Genomic DNA, 24,090 nt, shown 5'->3' on the forward strand with positions numbered 1-24,090 from the left:
TGTCCTCACGGCTGTGGGAAGGTTTCGAGGTGCCTGCGTGCGGCGCGCCCGGCGGCCGCTGCGTGGGTGACGGCGCGCTTGCCCACCGCGAAGCGCACCTGCGGCGCGCCGTCGTCGGCGCAGCCCCAGGCATCCGCGACCGGCAGGTTCGGATGGCGCACGGCGAAGGCGCGATTGAGGGGATAGGGATCGTCCAGCAGCAGGCGCAGGGCGGCTGCGGGCGGATCCGGATTGAGCGCCACCGCGCGGCGCACGTCCGCCTGCCCATGCCGGGCGAGGCGGCGGAGCGCGGCTTCCCGCGTCTGCGGATTGCGGGCGACGGCGGAGGCCACATCCTCCCCGTCTTCCCGTTCCAGGGCGCGCAAGGCCTCGGCCGGAAGGTCGGGGCGGCAGGCCACGGCGGCGCGCACCCATTCGTCGCCATCGCGGGCGAGGGTTGCGAGCACGTCGGCCGGGCAGGCCGGATTGCGGCCGGCGGCATGGCGCACCCGCGCCTCCGCATCGCCGCCCAGCCGTTGGATGAGGCCGGCGGGTAGCGCCGGATTGCGGGCGAGCCAGACGCGCACCCACACGTCGCCGTCGCGGGAAAGCGCCTCCGCCAGATCCTCCGGCAGGGCCACATGGCGGGCCTGGGCGCGGCGGACCCGCACGTCGCCGTCATCGGTCAAGGCCACGTCCTGGCCCTCCGCATGAAGGCGCAGGGCCTCCGCGCGGACGGCCGGATCGCTGTCGCCCATCAGCGCCTGACGCAGGCTCGGCGGCAGCACGGGATTGGAGGCCGCCCGGCGGCGGATGGCGGCATCGGCATCGACGCACGCATCGGCGACCTCCGTGAGCGGGCAATGGGGGTGAGCCACCGCCTCGGCCCGCACCACGGCATCGCCGCCCGCGAGCAAAGTGCGCAGCAGGTCCGCGTCCGCCTGCGGATTGCGGGCAAGGGCGGCGCGCTCGGCGGCGTCTGCGTGGTCCAGCAGGGCATGGAGGGCGAGGGCCGGCGTTCCGGCATTGCGCAGCAGCGCGGCGCGCACGGCGGTGTCCGCATTCATGGCGAGGCCGATGAGCGCGACCGAGGGCGTGTGGGCGTGGGCGGCCAGCGCCGCGCGGGTCGCCGCGTCGTCCATCTGCCGCGCGAGGCGCAGCAGCGTCGCGCCTGAGGTGGCCGGGTTGCGCACGATGCGCTGGAGGATGGCAGGCCGGTCCTCCCCGGCGAGGAGGGCGAGGAAGGCCGGCGGCGCGAAGGGCAGCGCGGCAAACACCAGCTTCAGCCGGGCGTTCGAGAGCAGCAGCCGCGCCAGCGCCGCCTGCGCCCACTCCGCGCCCTCCGCCCCATAGGCGGGGAGTGCGAGATAGGCGTCGCCCCGGGCGATCAGCGCACCCGTCAGCGCGGCCATGTTCGCCGGTGCCCGCATCGCTCAGACAACCTCGGCGGGAGCGGGGAGGACGGCGGGCTCCTCGGGCTCCAGCGCCTCGGCGAGCAGCTCGGTCAGCTCCAGCACCCGGAAGTTGCGCTCGTTGCCGGTGGTCTTCACCGCGTCCTCGAGCATGGTCATGCACTTCGGGCAGTTGACCACCAGGGCGTCGAGGCCATGGATCTCGGCGGCTTCCCGCGCGCGGATCTCGCCCACCTTGGTGGTGCCGGGCGGATCGGGCACCCACACCCGGCCGCCGCCACCGCCGCAGCAGAAGGAATTGTCCCGGCTCTTGCCCATCTCTACCAGCTTCACGCCGGTGGCCGCGAGCAGCTCGCGCGGGGCGTCATAGCCCTTGTTGAGGCGGCCGAGGTGGCAGGGGTCGTGATAGGTGACGGTGAAGTCCAGCTTGCGGGCGGGAGTGATGCGCCCGTCCGCCATCAGCTCCTTCAGGAAGGCGCTGGCGTGGCTCACGTCATAGGTGCCGCCGAGGTCGGGATACTCGTTCTTCAGCGTGTTGAAGGAGTGCGGATCGGTGGTGACGATGCGGTTGAAGCTGCAATCGCCGAGCGTCGAGATGTTGCCTTCCGCGAGCTGCTGGAACAGGCCCTCTTCGCCCACGCGGCGCACGTCGTTGCCGGCCGTGGTCTCGCCCTCGTAGAGGATGCCGAAGTCGATGCCCGCGGAATGGAGGATGCGGGCGAAGGCACGGCTGACCTTCTGGTTGCGCGGGTCGAAGCTCGCATAGTCGCCTACGAACCAGAGCACATCCACCGGCTCCTTGCGCGCGTCCTTGATCTTGAAGGGCAGGTCCTTGGTCCAGTTGGGGCGCTTGCGGCGGCTCTCGTTGAAGCAGTTGCCGGTCTTGTTCACCGCCCCGAGGGTGCGCTGGAGCGCCGGGTCCATCTCGCCTTCGTCCACCAGCGTGCGGCGGAGCATGTTGATGAGCGGCACGTGCTCCACCCCCACCGGACAGATCTCCGTGCAGGCGCCGCACTGGCGGCAGGACCACAGGGTCTCCGGCCGGTATTCGCCGGTGGCGAGGCCGATGAGGGGCGTGGCGCAGCCGGCGGCGCGTGGCTTGGGCAGCACCTCGCCCAAATGGGTGTTGGCCTGCTCGCGCAGTGTCAGCACCACGTCGCGCGGGGAGAGCGGATAGCCGGCGGCCCGCGCCGGGCAGGCTTCATGACACCGGCCGCATTTGGTGCAGGCGTCCGCCTGGACGAGATAGCGGCTCGCGACGTCGCCCAGCTCGCGATAGCCGATGCGCGCGGCGTCGAGATCGCCGAGCGGCAGGTGGCGGATCGCATCGGGATTGCGCAGCAGCCAGGAGGCGGCGGCGGTGAAGATGTGCTTCGCCTTGGTGTAGGGAATGAGGGCGATGAAGGTGAGCGCCAGCACGCCGTGCAGCCACCACAGCCCCATGCGCAGCGCCCCCGCGCCGGCACTGGTGAAGCCCACCGCCTTCAGGCCGGCGGCGATGGACGCGCCCACCGGGGCCCACCAGCGCGTGTCCCACACCGCCGGATCATTCTGGAGCCACACCATGCGGGCGCCGGAGAGCAGGAAGCCGGTGATGCCGATGAGCAGCAGGGTCCACAGGAAGGCCCAGTCCTCGATGCGGTAGCGCTCGCGGGAGAAGTCCGCATCCTGCGGCGTGCGGTCGGGCCGCGCATAATCGAGCTTCGGCGGCTTCAGCCAGCCGCGCCGCCACATCATGTAGAGGAGGCCGCAGATGAAGCCGGTGCCGGCCAGGGTCATCGTGAGCTTGAACAGCAGGTAGAAGTGGCCGTGCCAGAATTCGAGGCCGATGAGCGGGCCGAGAATGTCTTCCTGCAGGGTGATGGTGGCGGTGCCGATGAACAGCAGCGCGAAGCCGTAGAAGATGAAGGCATGGAGCCGCCCGGCCGCGGTGTCGCGCCGGCGCAGCGTGCGATGGGAGGCGATGGTCTTCGCCGTATCGAGAAGCCTGCGGCCGATGTCGCCCCAGGCGAGGCGCGCGCCCCGGCGTCCGGCGCGATACTTGTGAATTTGGGCGTAGACGCCCCAGGCGAACGCCGCCATGCAGCCGATGGCATAGACATAGAAGATCGCGAGCATCCAGGGCGAAAAATCCTGGAACAGGATGCGCGTGACCTTGGATGGATCGATGCCGCTCGGAATCATGTGCTGCTCGCCCTGTGATCTTTTTCTTGGCTGTGCTCGTGCGAATGCCCGTGCCGGCCGAGGGATTGGACCCCGACGACGGCGGGCATGCGGGGCGCGTGATCTGCCGCGCCCCGCCCGCTCTGACCAGGACGAGGGGAACTAGCCCTGGTAGCGGATCTCGTAGGAGCCGCCCGGCTGGTAGGGCGCGCCATAGACGGCGGACTCGCGCCGGTAGGGCTTGGGCTCCTGCGGGTTCGCCTCTTCAATCTCGCGGGCAAGGCGCTGCCCGTCGAAGGTGGCGTCGGCGATGAGCTTGGGCGCCCAGGCGTCGCCGATCACGTACACGCCCTTGATGCCGCGGGCATCCCACTCGCCGGAGCGCGCCTTCAGCGCCCGGAACAGGGCATCCTCGGAGCGGCGGGCGGTGACCAGCACGAGGGTGTCGTACTCGTGCCAGGCGTGGGTGGTGTTGGCGCTGCGCGGCATCTTGCCGGGGCCGGTATAGACGCGCTTATGCCCGTCGCCCCAGAGGTTGTAGAGCTCGATCCGGCCGTCTTCCACGCGGCTCGCCCAGGTGCTGGAGAGCACGTTGATGTGCAGCTCGTGCAGCATGCGGTGCATGTTCGGCGCTTCAAGGGTGAAGTGCATGTAGCGGCCGAGCTCGACGCCCGACGCCACCGTCACCTGATGCCCCGCCTCCGCCAGCTTCTGCGCGAGGCTCGGCGCCATGTAATAGGGGTCGGCATTGAGGATCATCACCCGCTTGCCGATGGGCTTGGTGCCGAGGATCACGTCCTCAGGCGTCAGCACATTGGCGCGCGGCGTGCCTTCCAGGCCCGGGATGGGGGCGTGGGTGAGGCAGTTGGTGCCGTCGGTGACCCAGTGGGCGCCGGTGGCGATCACCACCTTGTCGGCACCGTAGGAGAGCACGTCCTCCACCGAGAGCTTCTTGCCGCCGAGGGCGATCTGGCTGTCGCGGTTGCGCTTCACCAGCTTGTTCAGCTGCACTTCGCGATAGTCGCGGTGATAGCTCCACTCGCCGAGGCCCGGCAGGGTGGCCACCTCGTTCACATAGCCGCCGACCTTATCGGCGCTGTCCACGAGATGGACCACATAGCCGCGCTCCATGAGCACGCGGGCGCACTCGGAGCCGGAGGGGCCGGCGCCCACCACCAGGATGGCATCGTCCGAGCCCTTCTTGGGGAAGCGCTCGGGATGCCAGCCGCGGCGGAATTCCTCGCCGGCGGTGGCGTTCTGGGTGCAGATCATGGGCGGGCCGCCGATCTCCCAGCGGGAGATGCAGACGTTGCAGCCGATGCAGGTGCGGATGTCGTCGAGACGCCCGTCGCGGATCTTCTCCGGCAGGAAGGGGTCGGCGATGGAGGGCCGCGCGGCGCCGATCACGTCGAGCTCGCCGTTGCGGATCACCTCGACCATCTTCTCCGGATCGGTGAAGCGGCCGACGCCCAGCACGACCTTCTTTGAGGCCTGCTTCACGAACTTCTGCCAAGAAAGCTGGTGGCCCTGACGATAGAAGCGGGAGGGGCCGGCATCCTCACCCCACTCGGCGATGTCGCCCACGTTCACGTCCCACAGGTCCACGAGATCGTCGGCCAGTTCGACGAACTTGAGGCCGTCGCGCTCCACCTCGATGCCGTCCTCGCCGATCAGCGTGTCGACGGCGAAGCGGGTGGCGATGGCGCATTCGGAGCCCACGGCCGCCTTCATCTGCTCCAGGGTCTCGATCCAGAAGCGGGCGCGGTTCTCGAAGCTGCCGCCGTACTTGTCGGTGCGCTTGTTGTAATACTTGGAGAGGAACTGCAGCGGCAAATAAGAGTGCGCGCCGTAGCAATAGATGATGTCGAAGCCGGCATCGCGGGCGCGGCGCGCCGCCTCCACGTAGAAGCCCTGCACGCGACGGATGTCGTCGTGGTCCATCTCGTGGCAATAAGTGAGGGATTCAAACTCGGAGGCGTACTGGCTCGGGCCGCGCGCGGTCTGGCGGGTCTCCATGCACGGGGCATGGGCGCCGCCGTACCACAGCTCGACTCCCGCGAGCGCGCCGTATTTATGGATTTCAGAGGTCATCGCGGCGAGGTTGCGCACGTCGCCCTCGTCCCAGATGCGGGCGGAGACGCGGTGCGTGTCGTCCGATTCCGGGTGGATGGAGCAGTATTCGGTGTTGAGGGCCGCCCAGCCGCCTTCGGCCTTGATGGAGCGGTGCGCGGCCTGGAAGCCGGGCTTGTCGGAACCGGCGCCGATGCAGTGCGGCACCTGGTAGAAGCGGTTCCGAAGTGTTTTCGGCCCGATCTTGATGGGCTCGAAAAGAATATCGTATTTGCTGACACCCAGCGTTTCGTGCGTCATCTCAACTCCCCGTAAATAATCCGGAAGGCAGGCGTGTGACGACCGGATCTCTTCGCCGAGAAGGACAAGCAGAAGGCTCTGCGCGCACGGGTGCGCACATCAAGACTGTCGCTTCTCGATGAAGAGCTTGCTGTCTGTTCCCGGTCGTTTTCTTATTGGGATAACTCTAACGCGCCGGGCCATGTCTCCGGCAATAGTGCCAAATGGCACTATCGTGACATGCGGCACTGCAAGAGCGATCGCGCCTGCTGTCCGGCCTCAGGCCTGACGCAAAGGAATTCTGGCGGGTGGGCAGATGGGCGCGGAGCCTCGGCCCGTCGCGTGGCCGAGGGTTCAGGCCAAGCCGAGAGCCGCCTGCGCCGATGCGTGCGGCGCGGCAATACTTCAGTCTCTTGCTTTGGGAGCTCTCACCTGAGCGGGAGCATCAGGTGAACACCGTGAGCACGCCGGTATAGCCATAGAGATGGTGGCGGGCGATCTCGCCGCCGGCGAAGAAGCCGACGAGAGGTACCGGGCCGAGGGCCTCGCGCACCATCCTGAACTCCGCGCTGGGGGAGCCGAAATGCGGGCCGCCGCGGCCGGAGCAACTCACATAGAGCGCGCCGCGGGCGCCGCCGGCGGCATCGGCCTGCGCCTTCACCTCGGCGACGATGCGCAGGAGATCGTGGCGCGCGGCCTCCGCGTTGCGCTTGCAGAAGGCGAGCTTGGTGCCGGCCTCCAGCTGCTCCGCCACCACCAGAACACCGGCCTTGCGCCCGACACCCAGAAGGTGGCGCACCTGCGTGTCGGTGCCGAAGCGGCCCGGCGCCGCGCTGGAATCCTCGCCCGGCGCAATGAGCCCGGCCAGCGTCTGGCCGAGTTCGTGCCGCAACTGGTCGTCGGGAATGTCGGCGGGCAGGCCGAGGTCCTCCATCGCGCAGTCGAGGGCCCGTTCGCCATCGAGGGTGACGAGGTAATTGCCTTCGGCGCGGCCGATGGCGCGCTTGGGGCCGATGGGCTGGCAGCCCTGGGTGACGCGGGAGAGCACCGGCACCTGCGGCCCGAAGGCGACGCCCGACACCCCGCCGAGCATCACGTCATCGGCGAACAGCAAGGGCTGGTTGCGGGCTGAGGAGAGCCCGCCGAACAGGTAGCCCGTGAGGGTCTGGCCGGCCAGGGCCTTGATCCGCTCGGGCAGGTCCGGCGTGCCGCCGTCGGCATGGACAAGGGCGGTGAAGGGCTCGAAGCCGTCCGTGCCCAGAGGCGCGAGGTCGGAGAAGACGCGGAAGCCTTCCGGCGGAATGTCGGCCAGCATGAGCGCGATGCCTGGCTCGTCGAAATATTCCACGTCGTCCGCCGCGACCCCTACCCCGATGGTGCCGACCCAGCATACCTCCGGCAGGCCCGCTTTCAGGGCCTCCATGATGTTGCCGGCGGCGCCGGTATAGCGGTCGGAGAGGTAGCACCAGCCGAGCGTCGGCGGCGGCTTGTCCTCCAATTGGGTGCGCAGCTGGCTCCAGCAGGCGCCGAGGGCGGCCTGCCAGTCGGTATTGCCCGCATGGGCGAAGGAGAACTGGCTCATGGGCGGGTTTCCGCGCACTGCGTCCGGATACGGACAAGGATCGGGGAGAGCCCCGCCACCATAGGGCGCAAAAGCGCGAGCGGCGTCTTGCGGACGGCGCTTGGGCCAGAAACCGGACGCATCCGGCCTGGATGTCGCGACACTTTGCGGGGCAGCAAGGTCATGGGGCCGACGAAGCAATCGGCGTGCCGTGCCGGCCCCGCTCAGGCCACCGGCGAGCGCATCTCGTCGCCGAGCACCGCCTGGACGTCAAAGAGGACGCGGCGGAACTCCTCGTCCACCCGCCGCTCGAAGGCGAAGGCGGCGTCTGCCTCCAGCCCCGCGTCCTCATGGGAATCGTGGAAGGTCAGCTTCTGGCTGACGGCCTCCACCAGTGCCGCGCGCAGGACGTCGTCCCGCGCCATCAGCTGCAGCGCCAGCACCAGAAGTTTGCGGTGGGCGGCGGCGGCGATGTCCAGTTCCAGCGGCGTTCGGGCCGTCAGGCTGTCTGGAGCCGTCGGGTGGGTGTTGTCCTCGTCGGCCATGGCCGTCCTCCGCACGCTCGCCCCCTTCGGGCAACACGTGGGCGGTGCGGAAGTTCCGTGATCAACGGCGGCCGAGGGTGACCGCCAGCGCTGTCATGTCGTCGAACTGGGGTGCCGTGTCGGCCCAGCGGGTCGCGGTGTCGAGCAGGCCGCTGATGAAGGCGGCGGCCGGGAGATCTGGCGCTGCCGCGAGGGCGGCAAGGGCGGCGGCTTCGAGCCGCGCCTCACCGAACGCTTCTTCCGCGGGATTGAAAGCATCCGTCAGGCCGTCCGAGAACAGGAACAGGCGATCCCCGGGTGCGAATGCCACGGTCTCGGCGCGGGTGCGCGCGCCTTCCATCATGGCGAGGGCCGGCCCGGTCGCCACGGGGCGCTCCAGCCGTCCGTCGGCGCGCAGGATCATGCAGTCCGTATGTCCGCAATTGCAGTAGGTGAGGGCGCCCGTGTCGAGGTCGAGGACGCCGCAGAACAGGGTGACGAACATGTCCTCGCCGTTGGTGGCGCACAGCAGCTCGTTCACCCGCGCCACAGCGACGGCAAGGTCCGGCTCGCTCCGCAGGACCATGCGCAGCGCGGTCTGGGTCGCGCTCATGAACAAAGCGGCGGGGGTGCCCTTACCGGCAACATCGCCCAAAGTCACCACCAGCCGGCGGTCGTCGATGAGGAAGTAATCGTAGAAATCGCCGCCCACGTCCTTCGCCGGACGCATGGCGGCGAAGATGTCCGCCCGCTTGGCCAGCGCCTCCGGCGGCAGGGGCGGCGGCAGCATGGCGCGCTGGATGGCGGCGGCGTTGGCCATCTCCCGCCGTTCCGCCGCCCGGCTCATGATGGCCTCGGCGAGACGGCGGAAGGAGTGGGAGAAATCCACCATCTCCGGCAGCGGATTGCGCAGATCGTCGAGCAAGGCGAGGTCGAACTCGCGCCGCTCCAGCGCATTGAGGGCGTTGGCGTAGAAGCCGAACACCTGGTTGAAGGTCTCGAAACGGCGCCCGAACTGGCGCATCACCGCGGAGAGGAGATCGGGCCGCACCCGCCCGGCCGCCTCCAATACCTCCGCCGAAATCCGCACCGCGCGGATGGTGGTGAGGGCATCCACATGGGCGGTGCGGGCGACGCCGGTGAAGGCGGCGATCTCGCCGATCACCGCCGGCGCCTGTAATTGCGCCAACTGGACGTGCTCGTAGGGTGTGTCGATGGTGACCACCGCCGTGCCCTCGAACACCAGCAGGGCGAAGGTGCCCACATCCCCCCGGCAGAGCAGGCGCGTGCCGGCGGCGACATCCATCCGCTCACCGCGGGCGATCAGGGCGGCCAGCTCCTCCAGCGGAAAGGCGGCGAAATAGGGATGGCGCGCCATCACCTGCGCGGCGGCGAAAGCGGGCTGTGACGAAACGTCCGGAGCCCCGGGGTCGGCTGCCGTCTGCTGCAATGCTCCTGATGCCATGGTCCGTGTGCGCCCCTCGCGATGGACCACTATAGCGCAGGCGGGACGGGACGACCTTACCTCAAACGCGGGATGGGCCGCGCCGTGGCCTATCGCAGGCGCAGATGGGCGATGGAGCGCGACAGGACGGCGAACAGCACCGCGGTGGACCAGCCGAACAGCAGCATGCCGTTGGCCGCCGTCATCGGTCCGAGGATGCGCCACGGGCGGGCCGGGATGAGGTCGCCATAGCCGAGGGTGGTGAAGTTCACGAAGGCGAAATAATAGACGTTGTCCGGCTCGGTCGCCCCCGTGACGCTGTAGAGCAGGGCCCAGACCATCACCTCCACCAGGTGGGCAATTGTCAGCAGCGTGCCCGAGGCGGCCATGACGATGACGAGGGCTTCAACCTTGCGCCTTCCGCTGAGGTGGCGTGCGGCATAGCGGACGGCCTTTATCACGACGAGTGTGGCCATGGCCTGGATGGAAATCGTGACGATGCTGACCAGAACGCCCGAAATGAAGGCCCCGTCCATCCACGTGCCCATCTCTCTCCCCGTCCGGAAGCGCGCGCCTGCGCATGAGGCCTGATGGACCGGCTTGGCCGGCGCGGCAAGAGGGTTCCGCCCCTCGTACAGGCCATGGCGCGGCCGGTGTCCAGACCGCCCGAAGATGGCGCGGTGACAGGGTCGCGGCGGCGGCGCATTGATCTTGATCGGTTTGTGTGTATTTTGCACCGCAAAATACCCCTTTCCCGGCGGGCCCGAGCCATTCGGACCCGCGTTTTCGTGCTGGACGGCCCATGAAGCTGCGTAACATCGCCATTATCGCCCACGTCGACCACGGCAAGACCACGCTGGTGGACGAGCTGCTGAAGCAGTCGGGGTCCTACCGCGAGAACCAGCGCGTGGCCGAGCGCGTGATGGATTCCAACGACCTGGAAAAAGAGCGCGGCATCACCATCCTGGCCAAGGCCACCTCGGTGGTCTGGAAGGACACGCGCATCAATATCGTCGACACCCCCGGCCACGCCGACTTCGGCGGCGAGGTGGAGCGCATCCTGAACATGGTGGATGGTGCCATCGTGCTCGTGGACGCGGCCGAAGGCCCCATGCCGCAGACCAAGTTCGTGGTCGGCAAGGCGCTGAAGATCGGCCTCAAGCCCATCGTCGCCATCAACAAGGTGGACCGCTCCGACGCCCGCCCGACCGAAGTCATCAACGAGGTGTTCGACCTGTTCGCGGCGCTCGACGCCACCGACGACCAGCTCGACTTCCCCATCCTCTACGGTTCCGGCCGCAGCGGCTGGATGGCCGACAGCCCGGAAGGTCCCATGGACCAGGGCATGGCGCCCCTGTTCGATCTGGTGCTGAAGCACGTGCCCGAGCCCACCGTGGACGACGGCCCCTTCCGCATGATCGGCACGCTGCTGGAAGCCAACCCCTTCCTCGGCCGCATGATCACCGGCCGCATCACCTCCGGTTCCATCAAGCCGAACCAGGCCATCAAGGTGCTGGCGCAGGACGGCACGCTGGTGGAGCAGGGCCGCGTCTCGAAGATCCTCGCCTTCCGCGGCATCGAGCGCCAGCCCATCGAGGAAGGCGTGCAGGGCGACATCGTCGCCATCGCCGGCCTCTCCAAGGGCACGGTGGCCGACACCTTCTGCGCGCTCGAAGTGACCGAGGCCATGGCGGCCCAGCCCATCGATCCGCCCACTGTCACCATGTCGTTCATCGTGAACGATTCGCCCCTCGCCGGCACCGAGGGTGACAAGGTGACCAGCCGCGTCATCCGCGACCGCCTGTTCCGCGAGGCGGAAGGCAATGTGGCGCTGAAGATCGAGGAATCCACCGAGAAGGATTCCTTCTTCGTCTCTGGCCGCGGCGAACTCCAGCTCGCGGTGCTCATCGAGACCATGCGCCGCGAGGGCTTCGAGCTCGCCGTGTCGCGTCCCCGCGTGGTGTTCCAGAAGGACGAGGCCACCGGCCAGACCCTCGAGCCCATCGAGGAAGTGCTGATCGACGTGGACGAGGAATATTCCGGCACCGTCGTCCAGAAGATGAGCGAGCGCCGCGCCGAGATGATCGAGATGCGCCCCTCCGGCGGCAACCGCCAGCGCCTCGTCTTCTACGCGCCCACCCGCGGCCTCATTGGCTACCAGTCGGAGCTGCTCACCGACACCCGCGGCACGGCCATCATGAACCGGCTGTTCCACGAATATGCGCCCTATCGTGGCGAGATCGCCGGCCGCACCAACGGCGTGCTCATCGCCAATGCGGCGGGCGAGGCGGTGGCCTATGCCCTGTGGAACCTCGAAGATCGCGGCCCGATGATGATCGAGCCCGGCTGGAAGGTGTACCAGGGCATGCTGATCGGCGTGCACAACCGGGACAACGACCTGGAAGTGAACGTGTTGAAGGGCAAGCAGCTCACCAACATCCGCACCACCTCCAAGGACGAGGCGGTGCGCCTCACCCCGCCGATCCGCATGACGCTGGAGCGCGCGCTGGCGTGGATCCAGGACGACGAGCTGGTGGAGGTGACCCCCAAGTCCATCCGCCTGCGCAAGCGCCTGCTGGACCCCAACGATCGCAAGCGCGAGGAGCGCAAGAAGGAAAGCGAGATGGCCTGAGGGCCATCCGCGACCGGATTTAGAAGAGGGCAGCGGCTCGGGCCGCTGCCCTTTTTGTTTGAGGAATCTCTCGCGCCCCGGACGCATGCAGCGCCAGCGGAATGCGAGCCGGGGCCCAGCGCAACGGCCCGCCGAAGGCGCTTCCGATCCCGGCGGCCTCTGGTTTTGCCCCGCTGCGCGGGAGCTCCTTGCGCTGGGCCCCGGATCAGCGCTCCGGCTGTGCCGTCGCTTGTCCGGGGAGCGGTGAGCCTGCACCGTGCGCCACAGGCGCGCTATCCCCGCGCCACCTCCACCACCCGCTCTGCGATGGCGAGGCAACTCGTCAGCCCCGGCGATTCGATGCCGAAGAGGTTCACCAGCCCCGGCACGCCGTGCACCGCCGGCCCCTGGATGACGAAATCGGGCGCGCGCCCGTCCATGCCGGGGATCTTCGGGCGGATGCCGGAATAGCCCGGCGCCAGATCCTCCTCCCGCACATCCGGCCAGTAGCGGCGGATGGAGGCCATCATGGTGGTCTTGCGGGTGGGGTCGACCTCGTAGCGCCGCTCGCTCACCCATTCCACATCTGGCCCGAAGCGCCCCTGCCCGCCGAGATCGAGGGTGAGGTGCGTGCCGAGGCCGCCCGCCTCCGGCACCGGATAGATCAGGCGGGTGAAGGGCACCTTGCGCAGGCAGGTGAAGTAATTGCCCTTGGCCATGCTCTCCTGCGGCACCAGAGGAGCGGGCATGCCGGAGGTGGCGCGGGCGAGGCCCGGGGCATCGAGCCCGGCGGCGTTGATGAACAGGCGGCAGGCGAGCGTCATGGGCTCCGGCCCGCCGGTTGTGAGCACGATACCGTCCGCCCCCGCCTCCGCGGCAACGATTGGGGAGGAGAGGGCGAGCATCCCGCCGGCCGCCTCCATGTCGCCGAGCAGCGCCAGCATGAGGCCGTGGGAATCCACGATGCCGGTGGAGGGCGAGAGCAGCGCCGCATGGACCGAGAGCGCCGGCTCCAGCGCCTGCGCCGCCGCGCCGCTCAGCATCGTCAGATCATCGACGCCGTTGGCCGCGCCGGTCCTGGCCAGCTTTTCCAGATAGGCGACCTCTTCCGGCGCGGCGGCGACGATGAGCTTGCCGATGCGCTTGTGCCCCACCCCGTGGCTTTCGCAGAAGGCATAGAGCAGTGCGCGGCCGCGCACGCACAGCTCGGCCTTCAGGCTGCCGGGTTCGTAATAGATGCCGGCGTGGATCACTTCGGAATTGCGCGAGGAGGTGCCGGTGCCGATGGCATCCGCCGCCTCCACCAGCACCACTTCCCGGCCCGCCAGCGCCAGCGCGCGGGCGACGGCGAGGCCGACCACGCCCGCGCCGGCGACGATGCACTCGACCTGATCCATTCGGCTCTTCCCGTGATCCGTGACCGGTACCATAGCGCAGGCGGAGGCCGCGCAAAGGGGCTCCCTGGAAGTGCTCCAGCCAGCAACTAGTTGCTATCGGCAGGAGGGGCCGCGATGTCCAATCGGGGCCATGATGACGTCCGCCCCCGCACCCCTCCCCCTTGAAGTCGAGGAAATCCGCCTCGACCGGGACCGGCGCCGCCTGACCCTCGCTTATGGCGGGACGCGGGCGGAATTCTCGGCCGAACGCCTGCGCTCCGCCTGCCGCTGCGCCGCCTGCACGGCGGACCGCGCCCGCGACCGCTTCCCCGCCGCCTTTCCCGGCGTCGCCCTCACCGGCGTGGAGCCGTTCGGCGCGCACGGCCTGAACCTCACCTTTTCCGACGGCCACAAGCGCGGGGTCTATCCCTTCGCCTATCTCGCGGCGCTGGCCGCGGAGGCCGCCAACGACCTTCCGGAGATGAACCCATGAGCGCGTTCGACAGCGAGATGAAGACCGAGATCGTCGAGACCGACATCCTCGTCATCGGCGGCGGCACCGGCGGCCCGATGGCGGCCATCAAGGCCAAGGAGAAGAATCCCGGCCTCAAGGTGGTCCTCATGGAGAAGGCCAATGTGAAGCGCTCCGGCGCGGTCTCCATGGGCATGGACGGGCTGAACAACGCCGTCATCCCCGGCTACGCCACCCCCGAGCAGTATGTGAAGGAGATCACCGTCGCCAATGACGGCATCGTCCACCAGAAGGCGGTGATGGCCTACGCGACCGGCTCCTACCCGATGATCCAGTATCTGGATTCCATCGGCGTGAAGTTCGAGAAGGACGGCTCCGGCGAATACAATGTGCGCAAGGTTCACCACATGGGCACCTATGTGCTGCCCATGCCGGAAGGGCACCACGTCAAGAAGGCGCTCTACCGCCAGCTGCGCAAGCACCAGGTTCTGGTGACCAACCGCTACATGGCCACCCGCCTCTTGACCGGCACGGACGGCCGCGTCGCCGGTGCCATTGGTGTGAACACCCGCACCGGCGAGTTCCTGGTGATCCGCGCCAAGGCGGTGGTGCTGGCCTGCGGCGCCGCCGGCCGCCTCGGCCTGCCGGCCTCCGGCTATCTGTTCGGCACCTACGAGAACCCGGCGAACTGCGGCGACGGCTATGCCATGGCCTACCATGCCGGCGCCGGCCTCGCGAACCTCGAGTGCTACCAGATCAACCCGCTCATCAAGGACTATAACGGCCCGGCCTGCGCCTACGTCACCGGTCCGTTCGGCGGCTACACCGCCAATAACAAGGGCGAGCGCTTCATCGAGTGCGACTACTGGTCGGGCCAGATGATGAAGGAGTTCTACGGCGAGCTGCTGAGCGGCAACGGCCCGGTCTTCCTCAACATGACCCACCTCGCCGAGGAGACCATCTCCGAGATCGAGACCATCCTGCACTCCAACGAGCGCCCCTCGCGCGGCCGCTTTCACGAGAAGCGCGGCACGAACTACCGCGAGAAGATGGTGGAGATGCACATCTCCGAGATCGGCTTCTGCTCCGGCCACTCGGCCTCGGGCGTGTGGGTGGACGAGAATGCCCGCACCACCGTGCCCGGCCTCTATGCCGCCGGCGACATGGCGAGCGTGCCGCACAATTACATGCTCGGTGCCTTCGTGAACGGGGGCATCGCCGGCGAGGATGCGGCGGACTATTGCGCCTCCACCGATCTGCCCGCCTATGACGCCGCCGATGTGGCCCGCGAGCAGGCCCGCGTGATGGCCCCCACCCGCCGCGACGACGGCCTCACCCCCTTCGAGATGGAGTACAAGGCCCGCCGCCTCGTGAACGACTATCTCCAGCCGCCGAAGGTGACCGCCAAGTACAAGATCGGCCAGGCCCGCCTCGCCGAGGTGCGCGACGATCTTTCGGCCCTGTGCGTGAAGGATCCGCATGAATTGATGCGGGCGCTGGAGCTGCAATCCATCCTCGATTGCGCCGACATGGCCGCCGCCGCCTCGCTCTACCGCACCGAAAGCCGGTGGGGCCTCTACCACTGGCGCGTCGACCACCCCGCCACCGACAACGAGAACTGGTTCTGCCACACCCTCCTCTACAAGGACGAGATGGGCCGCATGGCGCACAAGAAGCGCGCGGTGGATCCCTATGTCGTCGAGATCGATGAGGACGAGATGGGCGCCTACCACCAGCTGCGCACGCCGGCCATCGCCGCCGAGTGAGCCTCACACCCCGAATTCCGGAGCTGCCCCCATGCCTTTCGCCAATCACACCACCTCCGTGCCCGTGACCGTCGATGACGACAAGTGCATCGCCGAGAAGGGCTGCCGCGTCTGCATCGACGTGTGCCCGCTCGACGTGCTCGCCATCAACCCGGCCTCGGGTAAGGCGCACATGAAGTATGACGAGTGCTGGTATTGCATGCCGTGCGAGGTGGATTGCCCCACCGGCGCGGTGAAGGTCGAAATCCCCTATCTGCTGCGGTGAGCGCCATGGCCATCTTCGACGATTTCGACGACGACCTCGATGCGGTGGCCGAGCGTGCCCGCGACGCCGACCCCGGCATCCGCCGCGTGGCCATGCTGGGCCTGGCCGAGAGCGTGGACCCGGGCGCCGTGGACCTGCTGCTCGCCGGCCTGAAGGACGAGGATGCCGGCGTGCGGGAAGCCGCCGCCAAGTCCCTCGACGAGCATTCCGGCCTGCCGGCCGCCCTTGGCCTTGCCGAAGCCCTCGACGATGCGGCGGAGGCGGTGCGCCTCGCTGCCGCCGAGAGCCTCGCCGATAAGAAGGAGCCGGCCTCCGCGCCCCGCCTCATCGAGCGGGCGCAGGAGACGGGTGGCCCCCTGAGCGCGTTCGTCCGCACCTCGGCGCTCCGGGCGCTGCGCGACATGCAGGATGCCTCGGCCATGCCGGTGGCCCTCGGCGCCCTCACTGATCCCGACATGGCGGTGCGGCGCGAGGCGTTGGGCGTGCTCGGCTATCTGAAGGCGGATGCCGCGCTCCCCGCGTTGCTTCTGGCGGCCACCGATCCCGAGCCGGCGGTGCGCCGGGCGGTTATGGCGGCCCTCGTCTTCGTGCGGAGCGGCACTGCGGGCGTCCCCGCGCTGATCGCCGGCCTCAGCGACGGCCACTGGCAGGTGCGCGAGGAAGCCGCTTATTCCATCGGCAAGGCGAAGATTCTCGAGGCGGTGGACCCGCTGATCGTCGCGGCCAATGACGATGCCTGGCAGGTGAAGGCCAAGGCAGTGAACGCGCTGGGCAAGCTGAAGGCCCGCGCGGCTGTCCCGGTGGTGTCGGAGGCGCTGGGCGACCAGTTGTCCAACGTCCGCAAGGAGGCCGCCGCGGCGCTGGGCGAGATCGCCGATCCCGCCGCTGTGCCCGCGCTCGAAGCCGTCTATGACGATCCGGATCCGGACGTGCGCAAGCTGGTGCGCTGGGCCATCGACCGCTGCCGCGCCGCCTGAGGGGCGGGCGTTCCAGCCCTTCCAGACGGCCGGTCATGAAACCGAACCGGGCCGGCCGTACTTCTCCAATCTGAGCCGGAGCGCCAGAGTGCTCCGGCAGAGCGGGAGAAGGCGTCCATGGCGGAGCAGGAACGCGAGCGGCTGAAGACCGGGCCGCTGTGGTGGCAGGCCGGCGTGGTCTACCAGATCTATCCGCGCTCGTTTCAGGATTCGAACGGCGACGGCGTGGGCGACCTGCCGGGCATCATCTCCCGGCTTCCCTATCTCGCCGACCTCGGCGTCGACGCCATCTGGATCTCCCCCATCTATCCCTCGCCCATGGCGGACTTCGGCTATGACGTGGCCGACTACACCGCCATCCATCCCCTGTTCGGCACGCTCGAAGATTTCGACCGGCTGGTTCAGGAGGCCCATGGGCTGGGGCTGAGGATCATCCTCGATTTCGTGCCCAACCATTCCTCGCAGGAGCATCCCTGGTTCAAGGCCTCGCGCTCGGGCCGGGATGATCCCAAGCGCGACTGGTACATCTGGCGCGATCCCGCCCCGGATGGCGGCCCGCCCAACAACTGGCTGTCCGAATTCGGCGGCAGCGCCTGGGAATATGACGCGGCGAGCGGCCAGTATTACTACCACGCCTTCCTGAAGGAGCAGCCGGACCTCAACTGGCGCAACCCGGACGTGGTGGAGGCCATGCACGATGTCCTGCGCTTCTGGCTCGACCGGGGCGTGGACGGCTTCCGCATCGATGCGCTCTGGCACGTCATCAAGGATGCCGAGTTCCGGGACAATCCGCCGAACCCCGATTTCCGCGAGGGCATGAACCCGCATTCCGCTTTGACCCAGCTCTATACCGGCGACCGGCCGGAGGTGATGGACGTCATCGCCGGCTTCCGCGCGCTCGCCGATTCCTGCGAGGGCGACCGGGTGCTGATCGGCGAGGCCTATCTGCCGCTCCACCGTATCGCCGCGTACTACGGCGAGGGCGGGCGCGGCGTGCATCTGCCGTTCAACTTCACCCTGCTGGCGGCGCCGTGGACCGCGGCGGAACTGGCGCCGCTGATCGCCGCCTATGAGGCCGCGATCCCCGAGGGTGGCTGGCCCAACTGGGTGCTCTCCAACCACGACCGCCCGCGCGTCGTGGGTCGGCTCGGGCCTGACCAGGCGCGGGTGGCGGCCATGCTGCTGCTGACACTCCGGGGCACGCCGACGCTCTATTACGGCGACGAGATCGGCATGACGCAGGTGCCCATCCCCAAGGAGCGGGTGCAGGACCCGTTCGAGAAGAACGTGCCCGGCCTCGGCCTCGGGCGCGACGGCGCCCGCACGCCCATGCAGTGGGACGACGGCCCGTTCGCCGGCTTTTCCACGGTGGAGCCGTGGCTGCCGTTGGCGGATGATTTCACCGAGGTGAACGTGAAGCGCGAGCAGGGGGAGGCGGCCTCCATGCTCACCCTCACCCGCGCGCTGCTGGCCTTGCGGCGGGCGCATCCGGCCCTGTCCGTGGGGCTGTGGTCCCCGGTCGCGGCGGTGGGCGATCTCGTCGCCTATCTCAGGCAGGGGGAGGGGGAGACGATGCTGGTGGCGCTCAATCTCGGCGGCGACCCGCTGTCGGCGACGCTGCCGGAAGCGGTGGGCGGGGGACGCCTGCTGCTCTCCACCTTCTGCGATCGGGCGGGGGAACGCGTGGGCGACACGATCGACCTTCGGCCCAATGAGGGCATCGTGGTGCAACTGGCGCCCTGAACGAAAAGGGGCGGCCGAGGCCGCCCCTTGAAACGTGAGGAAAAGCGGCGGCTCAGGAGAGCTGGCCGGTATATTTCTCCAGCGTGGCCCAGGCCTCGTCGCCGTACTTGCCCTTCCACTCGGCGTAGAAGCCGGCCTTGCGCAGCTGGTCGCGGAAGCTGTCCACCTTCGGCTCGTTGAAGGCGAGGCCCTTTTCCGCCAGCTCCTTGCGCAGATTGTTGTTCAGGGCGAACACGTCGTCGCGCTGCTTGAGGCCCGCCTCGTTGATGTTCTTCGCCACGATGGTGCGCAGGTCGTCGGGCAGCTTCTCGAAGGCGCGGCGGTTGGCGAGGAACCAGAAGCCGTCCCACATGTGGTTGGTGAGGGAGCAGTATTTCTGCACCTCGTAGAGCTTCGCCGTGGAGATGATGGCGAGCGGGTTCTCCTGCGCGTCCACGGCGCGGGTCTGCAGCGCGGTGTAGACCTCGGCGAAGTTGAGTGAGGCGGGGGCGCTGTCGAACGCCTTGAACATGGAGGTCCACAGCGGCGACACCGGCACGCGGATCTTCAGGCCCTTGAGGTCGGCCGCGGTTTCGATGGGCTTGGTGGAGGTGGTGATCTGGCGGAAGCCGTTGTCCCAGATCTTGTCCATGGCGACGATGCCGGCCTTGGAGATTTGCCCGCGCACATAGGCGCCGAGGTCCCCGTCCATGGCCTTCCACACGCTGGCATAGTCCGGGAAGGCGAAGCCGATGCCGCTGATGGAGGCGTTGGGCACCAGCGTCGAGAGGATCAGCGGCGAGAGGGTGAAGAACTCGATGGCCCCGGAGCGCAACTGGCTCAGCATGTCGGTGTCGCCGCCGAGCTGGCTGGAGGGGAAGATGTTGATCTCGACCCTGCCCTTGGTCTCGGCCTTGATCTTCGCTGCCATCTCCTGCGCGCGCACGTTCATGGGGTGCGTGACGGGGAGGTTGTTGGCGTACTTGTAGGAGAATTCGGCGCTCTGGGCCCGCGCGACGGTGGGGGCGAACAGGGCCGGCGCGATGGCGCCGGTCAGCGCCGTGGCGGCGCTCGCCTTGATGAGGGTGCGACGGGTCAGGGTCATCAGTGCTCCTCCTTGCGGCCGTTTCGCGGTGCCCCGACTGGCTCCGGCCCGGCCCGACTGGTTTCCTTGGGTCCAATATATGGACCTCTTTTCCCGCCGCCCATGCTGGCCCGCTTGTGGGCATTTCGCAAGCAGATTATGGTCCCTTCGGACGTCGCGCGGCGGCGATCCCAATTCGCCAGATAAATCAGGTCCATATTCTGGATCAAGGGAGCGCGCGTGGCAGGGGGACTGAAAGCGCCCGCCGCCGGAGCAGGCGGGCCGGAGCATCCGTCGGGCGCGACCCCGGATGCCGCGCCTGAGTCGGCCGGCGGCACCCAGAGCATCGAGCGCGCGGTCGCGCTGTTGATGCTCGTGGGCCGCGCGGGTGCGGAGGGCGCCCGCCTCGCCGATCTCGTGGCCAGTTCCGGCCTCTCCAAGCCCACCGTGCGCCGCGTCCTGCTGGCGCTGGTGCGGGCCGGGCTGGTGGATCAGGACGAGGCGAGCCGCCGCTATCATGTGGGGCCGGAGGCCTATGTGCTTGGCACGCTGGCCGCGCCGCGCTTCGGCATCCACGCCCTCGCCCTCGATGGGCTCTCCCGCATCGCCCGCCAGAGCGGCGACTGCGCCTTCCTCTCGGTGCCGCGCGGGGCCTTCTCCGTGTGCCTGCATCGCGAGGAGGGCACCTGGCCCATCCGCACCCATGTGCTGCAGGCCGGCGACCGGCACCCCCTCGGCATCGGTGCCGGCGGTCTCGCCATCCTCGCCGCGCTGCCCGAGGCCGAGGCGGCGCGCATCATCGAGGCCAACGCCGCGGCGCTCGCGGCCTATCCCGGCTATTCCCCCGATTTGCTGCGCGGCGCCATGACCGATACGCGCGCCCGTGGCTATGCGCTCAATCCGGGCCTCTATGTCGCCGGCTCGTGGGGCATCGGCGTGCCGGTGCGCGGAGCGGACGGGCGCCCGCTCGGCGCCCTTTCGCTCGCCGCCATCGAGAGCCGGCTGGGCGCGGAGCGACAGAAGGAGCTGGTGCCGCTGCTCCAGCGCGAAGCCGCCGCGCTGGAGGCGAAGCTCGGCGGCAGCGAGCGGGGCCCTCCACAGCGCCCGGCCCGTTCCATGGCCCGCCCGGCCCCCTGACCGTTTCCGATCCCGGAGTGAAGTGAATGTCCGCAAATGCCCAGACCGTTGCCGAGGCCCCGCGTGGCGGCGTGGCCCGCACCAGCCGCCGGGTGATGAACCTCTCCCATTTCCTGCGTCAGGCGGCGCGGCGGCTGCCGGCCCATATCGCCTTCGTCGAGGGCGAGCGCACCGTGACGTGGGCCGAGATGGATGCCCGCGTGGATGCCATGGCGGCGGAGCTGGCCGCCCGCGGCGTCATCAAGGGCGACCGCATCCTCGTGCAGTCGAAGAACTGCCTCGAAATGTTCGAGAGCATGTTCGCGGCCTTCCGGCTGGGGGCGGTGTGGGTGCCCACCAATTTCCGCCAGACGCCCGGGGAGGTCGCCTATCTCGCCTCCGCCTCGGGCGCGAGCGTGATGATCTGCCACCGCGACTTTCCCGAGCATGTGGAGGTCGTCCGTGCCGAGGCGCCGGCGATCCGCGAGGTCATCGCCATCGGCGCCGCCCCCTTCGGTGCCGACTATGGGGAGATCGTCGCCGCCCGCCTCGGTGAAAAGGTGCCGGTGGCGGACGTGGAGCACGACGACCCCTGCTGGTTCTTCTTCACCTCCGGCACCACCGGCCGCCCCAAGGCGGCGGTGCTGACCCATGGCCAGATGGCCTTCGTCATCACCAATCACCTCTGCGACCTGATGCCGGGCACCACCGAGCAGGACGCCTCCCTCGTGGTGGCGCCGCTCTCCCACGGCGCGGGCGTGCACCAGCTGGTGCAGGTGGCGCGAGGGGTGAAGACCATCCTCATGCCCTCCGAGCGCTTCGATGCCGCCGAGGCGTGGCGACTGGTTCAGGACTGGCGGGTGACCAACATGTTCACCGTGCCCACCATCACCAAGCTGCTCACCGAGCACCCCTCGGTGGACCAGTTCGACCACTCCTCCCTGCGCTACGTGATCTATGCCGGCGCGCCCATGTACCGGGAAGACCAGAAGTTCGCGCTGAGGAAGCTCGGCAAGGTGCTGGTGCAGTATTTCGGCCTCGGCGAGGTGACGGGCAACATCACCGTACTGCCGCCCTATTTGCATGATCCCGAGGACGGCCCGCATGTGAAGCTCGGCACCTGCGGCTTCGAGCGCACCGGCATGCAGGTTCAGATCCAGGACGACGCAGGTCGCGAGGTCGCGCCCTTCGAGACCGGCGAGATCTGCGTCTGCGGCCCGGCGGTGCTGGCGGGCTACTACGACAATCCCGAGGCCAATGCGAAGGCATTCCGCAACGGCTGGTTCCGTACCGGCGACCTCGGCCACATGGACAATGAGGGCTTCGTCTACATCACCGGACGTGCCTCCGACATGTACATATCGGGCGGCTCCAACGTCTATCCGCGCGAGGTGGAGGAGAAGGTGCTCACCCATCCCGCCATCGCCGAGGTGGCCATCCTCGGCGTGCCGGACCCCATGTGGGGCGAGGTGGGCGTCGCCGTCTGCGTGCCGCGCGAGGGGCAGAGCGTGAGCGAGGAGGACCTGATCGCCTTCCTCGACGGCAAGGTCGCCCGCTACAAGCTGCCCCGCCGCGTGCATTTCTGGGAGGCCCTGCCGAAGTCCGCCTACGGCAAGATCACCAAGAAGATGGTGCGCGAGGCCCTGGCCGAGCGCGGGCTCATCTGAGCCGCCGCCGCAAACCAACAATCACCCTCAGGGAGAGTGCCGTGTCGAGACCGGGAAGCGTGATCGTGACGGGTGGTGCCTCGGGCATCGGCCTCGCCGTGGTGGAAGAGCTTCTGGCCGAGGGCTGGCGCGTCGTCGCCGCCGACCTCGTGCCGGAGAGCATCGAGAAGGCGCGGGCCGCGCTCGCCGCCCATGGCGACAAGGTGCGGGTCGTCCAGGCCGACATCTCCGACGAGGCGCAGGTGGTGAAGCTCGTTGCCGAGACGGAGAGCGGGTTCGGGCCGCTGTGGGGCGTGGTGAACTCCGCCGGCATCGCCCGCGACATCCCCGCCCTCGAAACCTCGGCGGACATCTTCCGCAAGATCCTCGACGTGAACGTCATCGGCACCTTCCTGGTGGCGCGCGAGGCGGCGAAGGTGATGCAGGCGCGCAGCGCCGGCTCCATCGTCAACATCGCGTCCGTCTCGGGCATCCAGGGCAATCTCGGCCGCGCCGCCTACGGCTCGTCCAAGGGCGCGGTGGTGGTGCTCACCAAGATTCTCGCGGTGGAGTTCGCGGCCCTCGGCATCCGCGTCAACGCCATAGCGCCGGGGCCGGTGGATACCCCGCTGGTGCAGGCGGTCCATACCGATCAGGCCCGCGCCGCCTGGCTCGCCCGCGTGCCGCTCAATCGCTATGCGCAGCCGAAGGAGATGGCGGGCACCATCGCCTTCCTGCTCGATCCTGAAAAATCGTCCTATGTCACCGGCCAGACCATCGGCGTGGATGGCGGGTTCACCGCCGGCGGGCTGATCGGGCTGTGACGCGGGAAGGCATGAAGGGCAGCGTCATCGTCACCGGCGGAGCGTCCGGCATCGGGCTCGCCGTGGTGGAAACCCTGCTCGGCGAGGGCTGGCGCGTCGTCGCTCTGGATCTTGCCGCCGACAGCATCGCCAAGGCGCGGGAGCATCTCGCCGCGCATGGCGAGCGGGTGCGGTTCGAGACGGTGGACATCACCGAGGAAAGCGCGGTGGCGGCGGCCGTCGCGCGCACGGCGGTGGACTTCGGCCCGCTCAGGGGCGTAGTGAACTCGGCCGGCATCGCACGCGACATTCCCGCCTTCGACACGAGCGTGGAGCTGTTCCGCAAGGTGCTGGACATCAACCTCGTCGGCAGCTTCGTGGTGGCGCGGGAGGCAGCGAAGGCCATGCGGGAGACGGGCGGTGGCTCCATCGTCAACATCGCCTCCGTTTCCGGCCTGCGCGGCAATCTCGGGCGTTCCGCCTATGGCGCCTCCAAGGGCGGCGTGGTGACGCTGACGAAGATCCTCGCGGTGGAGTTCGCGCCGCTGGGCATCCGCGTGAATGCCGTGGCGCCCGGCCCCATCGAGACGCCGCTGGTGCGCGAACTGCTCACGGCCGAGACCCGCTCCGCGTGGCTGAAGACCCTGCCGCTGCGCCGCACCGGCACGCCGCAGGAGGTGTGCGGCGCCATCTCCTTCCTGCTGGACGAGCAGGTGTCCTCCTACGTGACCGGCGAGACCATCGCCGTGGACGGCGGGTTCTCGGCGGGCGGTCTCATCAACGTCTGAGGCGCCTGGGCGCCCGCCCGTCCACATGGATC

Annotated in this window: 19 protein-coding genes; 10 read left to right on the plus strand and 9 right to left on the minus strand. The window is 68.8% G+C overall.

Going from position 1 to position 24,090, the window contains the following annotated elements; genetic code table 11:
• Positions 1–5 precede the first annotated feature (5 nt).
• The 7 genes from FHT36_RS21010 to FHT36_RS21040 form a co-directional block, all read right to left on the minus strand.
• Positions 6–1,391: a hypothetical protein gene (locus FHT36_RS21010; protein WP_169124420.1), complete on the minus strand. Its 1,386-nt coding sequence runs from the start codon at positions 1,389–1,391 to the stop codon at positions 6–8.
• 21 nt (positions 1,392–1,412) lie between these two features.
• A complete protein-coding gene (locus tag FHT36_RS21015) occupies positions 1,413–3,575 on the minus strand; it encodes a heterodisulfide reductase-related iron-sulfur binding cluster (RefSeq protein ID WP_169124421.1) in 2,163 nt (720 codons plus the stop codon).
• 141 nt (positions 3,576–3,716) lie between these two features.
• A complete protein-coding gene (locus FHT36_RS21020; RefSeq protein WP_169124422.1) occupies positions 3,717–5,924 on the minus strand; it encodes an NAD(P)-binding protein in 2,208 nt (735 codons plus the stop codon).
• 424 nt (positions 5,925–6,348) lie between these two features.
• Positions 6,349–7,485, minus strand: a complete 1,137-nt coding sequence (locus FHT36_RS21025) for an FIST N-terminal domain-containing protein (RefSeq protein WP_169124423.1) — start codon at positions 7,483–7,485, stop codon at positions 6,349–6,351.
• A gap of 203 nt (positions 7,486–7,688) precedes the next feature.
• Positions 7,689–8,009 (minus strand): hypothetical protein, encoded by a 321-nt coding sequence (locus FHT36_RS21030; protein ID WP_169124424.1) that lies wholly within the window; start codon positions 8,007–8,009, stop codon positions 7,689–7,691.
• Between the two features lie 61 nt (positions 8,010–8,070).
• On the minus strand, positions 8,071–9,453 hold the full coding sequence (locus FHT36_RS21035; RefSeq protein WP_169124425.1) for a PP2C family protein-serine/threonine phosphatase: 1,383 nt from the start codon (positions 9,451–9,453) through the stop codon (positions 8,071–8,073).
• 89 nt (positions 9,454–9,542) lie between these two features.
• Positions 9,543–9,980: a potassium channel family protein gene (locus FHT36_RS21040; protein WP_169124426.1), complete on the minus strand. Its 438-nt coding sequence runs from the start codon at positions 9,978–9,980 to the stop codon at positions 9,543–9,545.
• Positions 9,981–10,234: 254 nt separating this feature from the next.
• Between FHT36_RS21040 and typA the strand changes: the two genes are divergently transcribed.
• Complete coding sequence (typA, locus tag FHT36_RS21045; RefSeq protein ID WP_169124427.1) at positions 10,235–12,064, plus strand: translational GTPase TypA; 1,830 nt, start codon at positions 10,235–10,237, stop codon at positions 12,062–12,064.
• 272 nt (positions 12,065–12,336) lie between these two features.
• Here typA and FHT36_RS21050 read toward each other — a convergent pair whose 3' ends face one another.
• A complete protein-coding gene (locus FHT36_RS21050; protein ID WP_169124428.1) occupies positions 12,337–13,440 on the minus strand; it encodes an NAD(P)/FAD-dependent oxidoreductase in 1,104 nt (367 codons plus the stop codon).
• Positions 13,441–13,570: 130 nt separating this feature from the next.
• Here FHT36_RS21050 and FHT36_RS21055 point away from each other — a divergent pair, with 130 nt between their 5' ends.
• The 5 genes from FHT36_RS21055 (at position 13,571) to FHT36_RS21075 (ending at position 18,642) form a co-directional block, all read left to right on the plus strand.
• Positions 13,571–13,912 (plus strand): DUF971 domain-containing protein, encoded by a 342-nt coding sequence (locus tag FHT36_RS21055; protein ID WP_024277655.1) that lies wholly within the window; start codon positions 13,571–13,573, stop codon positions 13,910–13,912.
• The gene (locus tag FHT36_RS21060) at positions 13,909–15,657 is read left to right on the plus strand and encodes a fumarate reductase/succinate dehydrogenase flavoprotein subunit (RefSeq protein WP_210257905.1); all 1,749 of its coding nucleotides are present in this window, start codon (positions 13,909–13,911) and stop codon (positions 15,655–15,657) included. Before FHT36_RS21055 ends, FHT36_RS21060 begins: the two co-directional genes overlap by 4 nt.
• 31 nt (positions 15,658–15,688) lie before the next feature.
• The gene (locus tag FHT36_RS21065) at positions 15,689–15,922 is read left to right on the plus strand and encodes a ferredoxin family protein (RefSeq protein WP_024277657.1); all 234 of its coding nucleotides are present in this window, start codon (positions 15,689–15,691) and stop codon (positions 15,920–15,922) included.
• 5 nt (positions 15,923–15,927) lie between these two features.
• Positions 15,928–16,899 (plus strand): HEAT repeat domain-containing protein, encoded by a 972-nt coding sequence (locus FHT36_RS21070; RefSeq protein WP_169124429.1) that lies wholly within the window; start codon positions 15,928–15,930, stop codon positions 16,897–16,899.
• Positions 16,900–17,016: 117 nt separating this feature from the next.
• The gene (locus FHT36_RS21075; protein WP_169124430.1) at positions 17,017–18,642 is read left to right on the plus strand and encodes an alpha-amylase family glycosyl hydrolase; all 1,626 of its coding nucleotides are present in this window, start codon (positions 17,017–17,019) and stop codon (positions 18,640–18,642) included.
• Between the two features lie 52 nt (positions 18,643–18,694).
• Here FHT36_RS21075 and FHT36_RS21080 read toward each other — a convergent pair whose 3' ends face one another.
• Positions 18,695–19,726, minus strand: a complete 1,032-nt coding sequence (locus FHT36_RS21080) for a TRAP transporter substrate-binding protein (protein ID WP_169124431.1) — start codon at positions 19,724–19,726, stop codon at positions 18,695–18,697.
• 231 nt (positions 19,727–19,957) lie between these two features.
• Between FHT36_RS21080 and FHT36_RS21085 the strand changes: the two genes are divergently transcribed.
• Genes FHT36_RS21085 through FHT36_RS21100 form a run of 4 tightly spaced genes read left to right on the plus strand, consistent with a single transcriptional unit; the run spans position 19,958 to position 24,058 of the window.
• The gene (locus FHT36_RS21085) at positions 19,958–20,842 is read left to right on the plus strand and encodes an IclR family transcriptional regulator (protein ID WP_246702368.1); all 885 of its coding nucleotides are present in this window, start codon (positions 19,958–19,960) and stop codon (positions 20,840–20,842) included.
• A gap of 26 nt (positions 20,843–20,868) precedes the next feature.
• The gene (locus FHT36_RS21090) at positions 20,869–22,488 is read left to right on the plus strand and encodes an acyl-CoA synthetase (RefSeq protein ID WP_169124432.1); all 1,620 of its coding nucleotides are present in this window, start codon (positions 20,869–20,871) and stop codon (positions 22,486–22,488) included.
• Positions 22,489–22,529: 41 nt separating this feature from the next.
• The gene (locus FHT36_RS21095; RefSeq protein ID WP_169124433.1) at positions 22,530–23,291 is read left to right on the plus strand and encodes an SDR family NAD(P)-dependent oxidoreductase; all 762 of its coding nucleotides are present in this window, start codon (positions 22,530–22,532) and stop codon (positions 23,289–23,291) included.
• 11 nt (positions 23,292–23,302) lie between these two features.
• Positions 23,303–24,058: an SDR family NAD(P)-dependent oxidoreductase gene (locus FHT36_RS21100; protein ID WP_169124434.1), complete on the plus strand. Its 756-nt coding sequence runs from the start codon at positions 23,303–23,305 to the stop codon at positions 24,056–24,058.
• Positions 24,059–24,090: the final 32 nt, after the last annotated feature.

The sequence above is a fragment of the Xanthobacter sp. SG618 genome (assembly GCF_012932745.1).
GTDB lineage: Bacteria > Pseudomonadota > Alphaproteobacteria > Rhizobiales > Xanthobacteraceae > Xanthobacter > Xanthobacter flavus.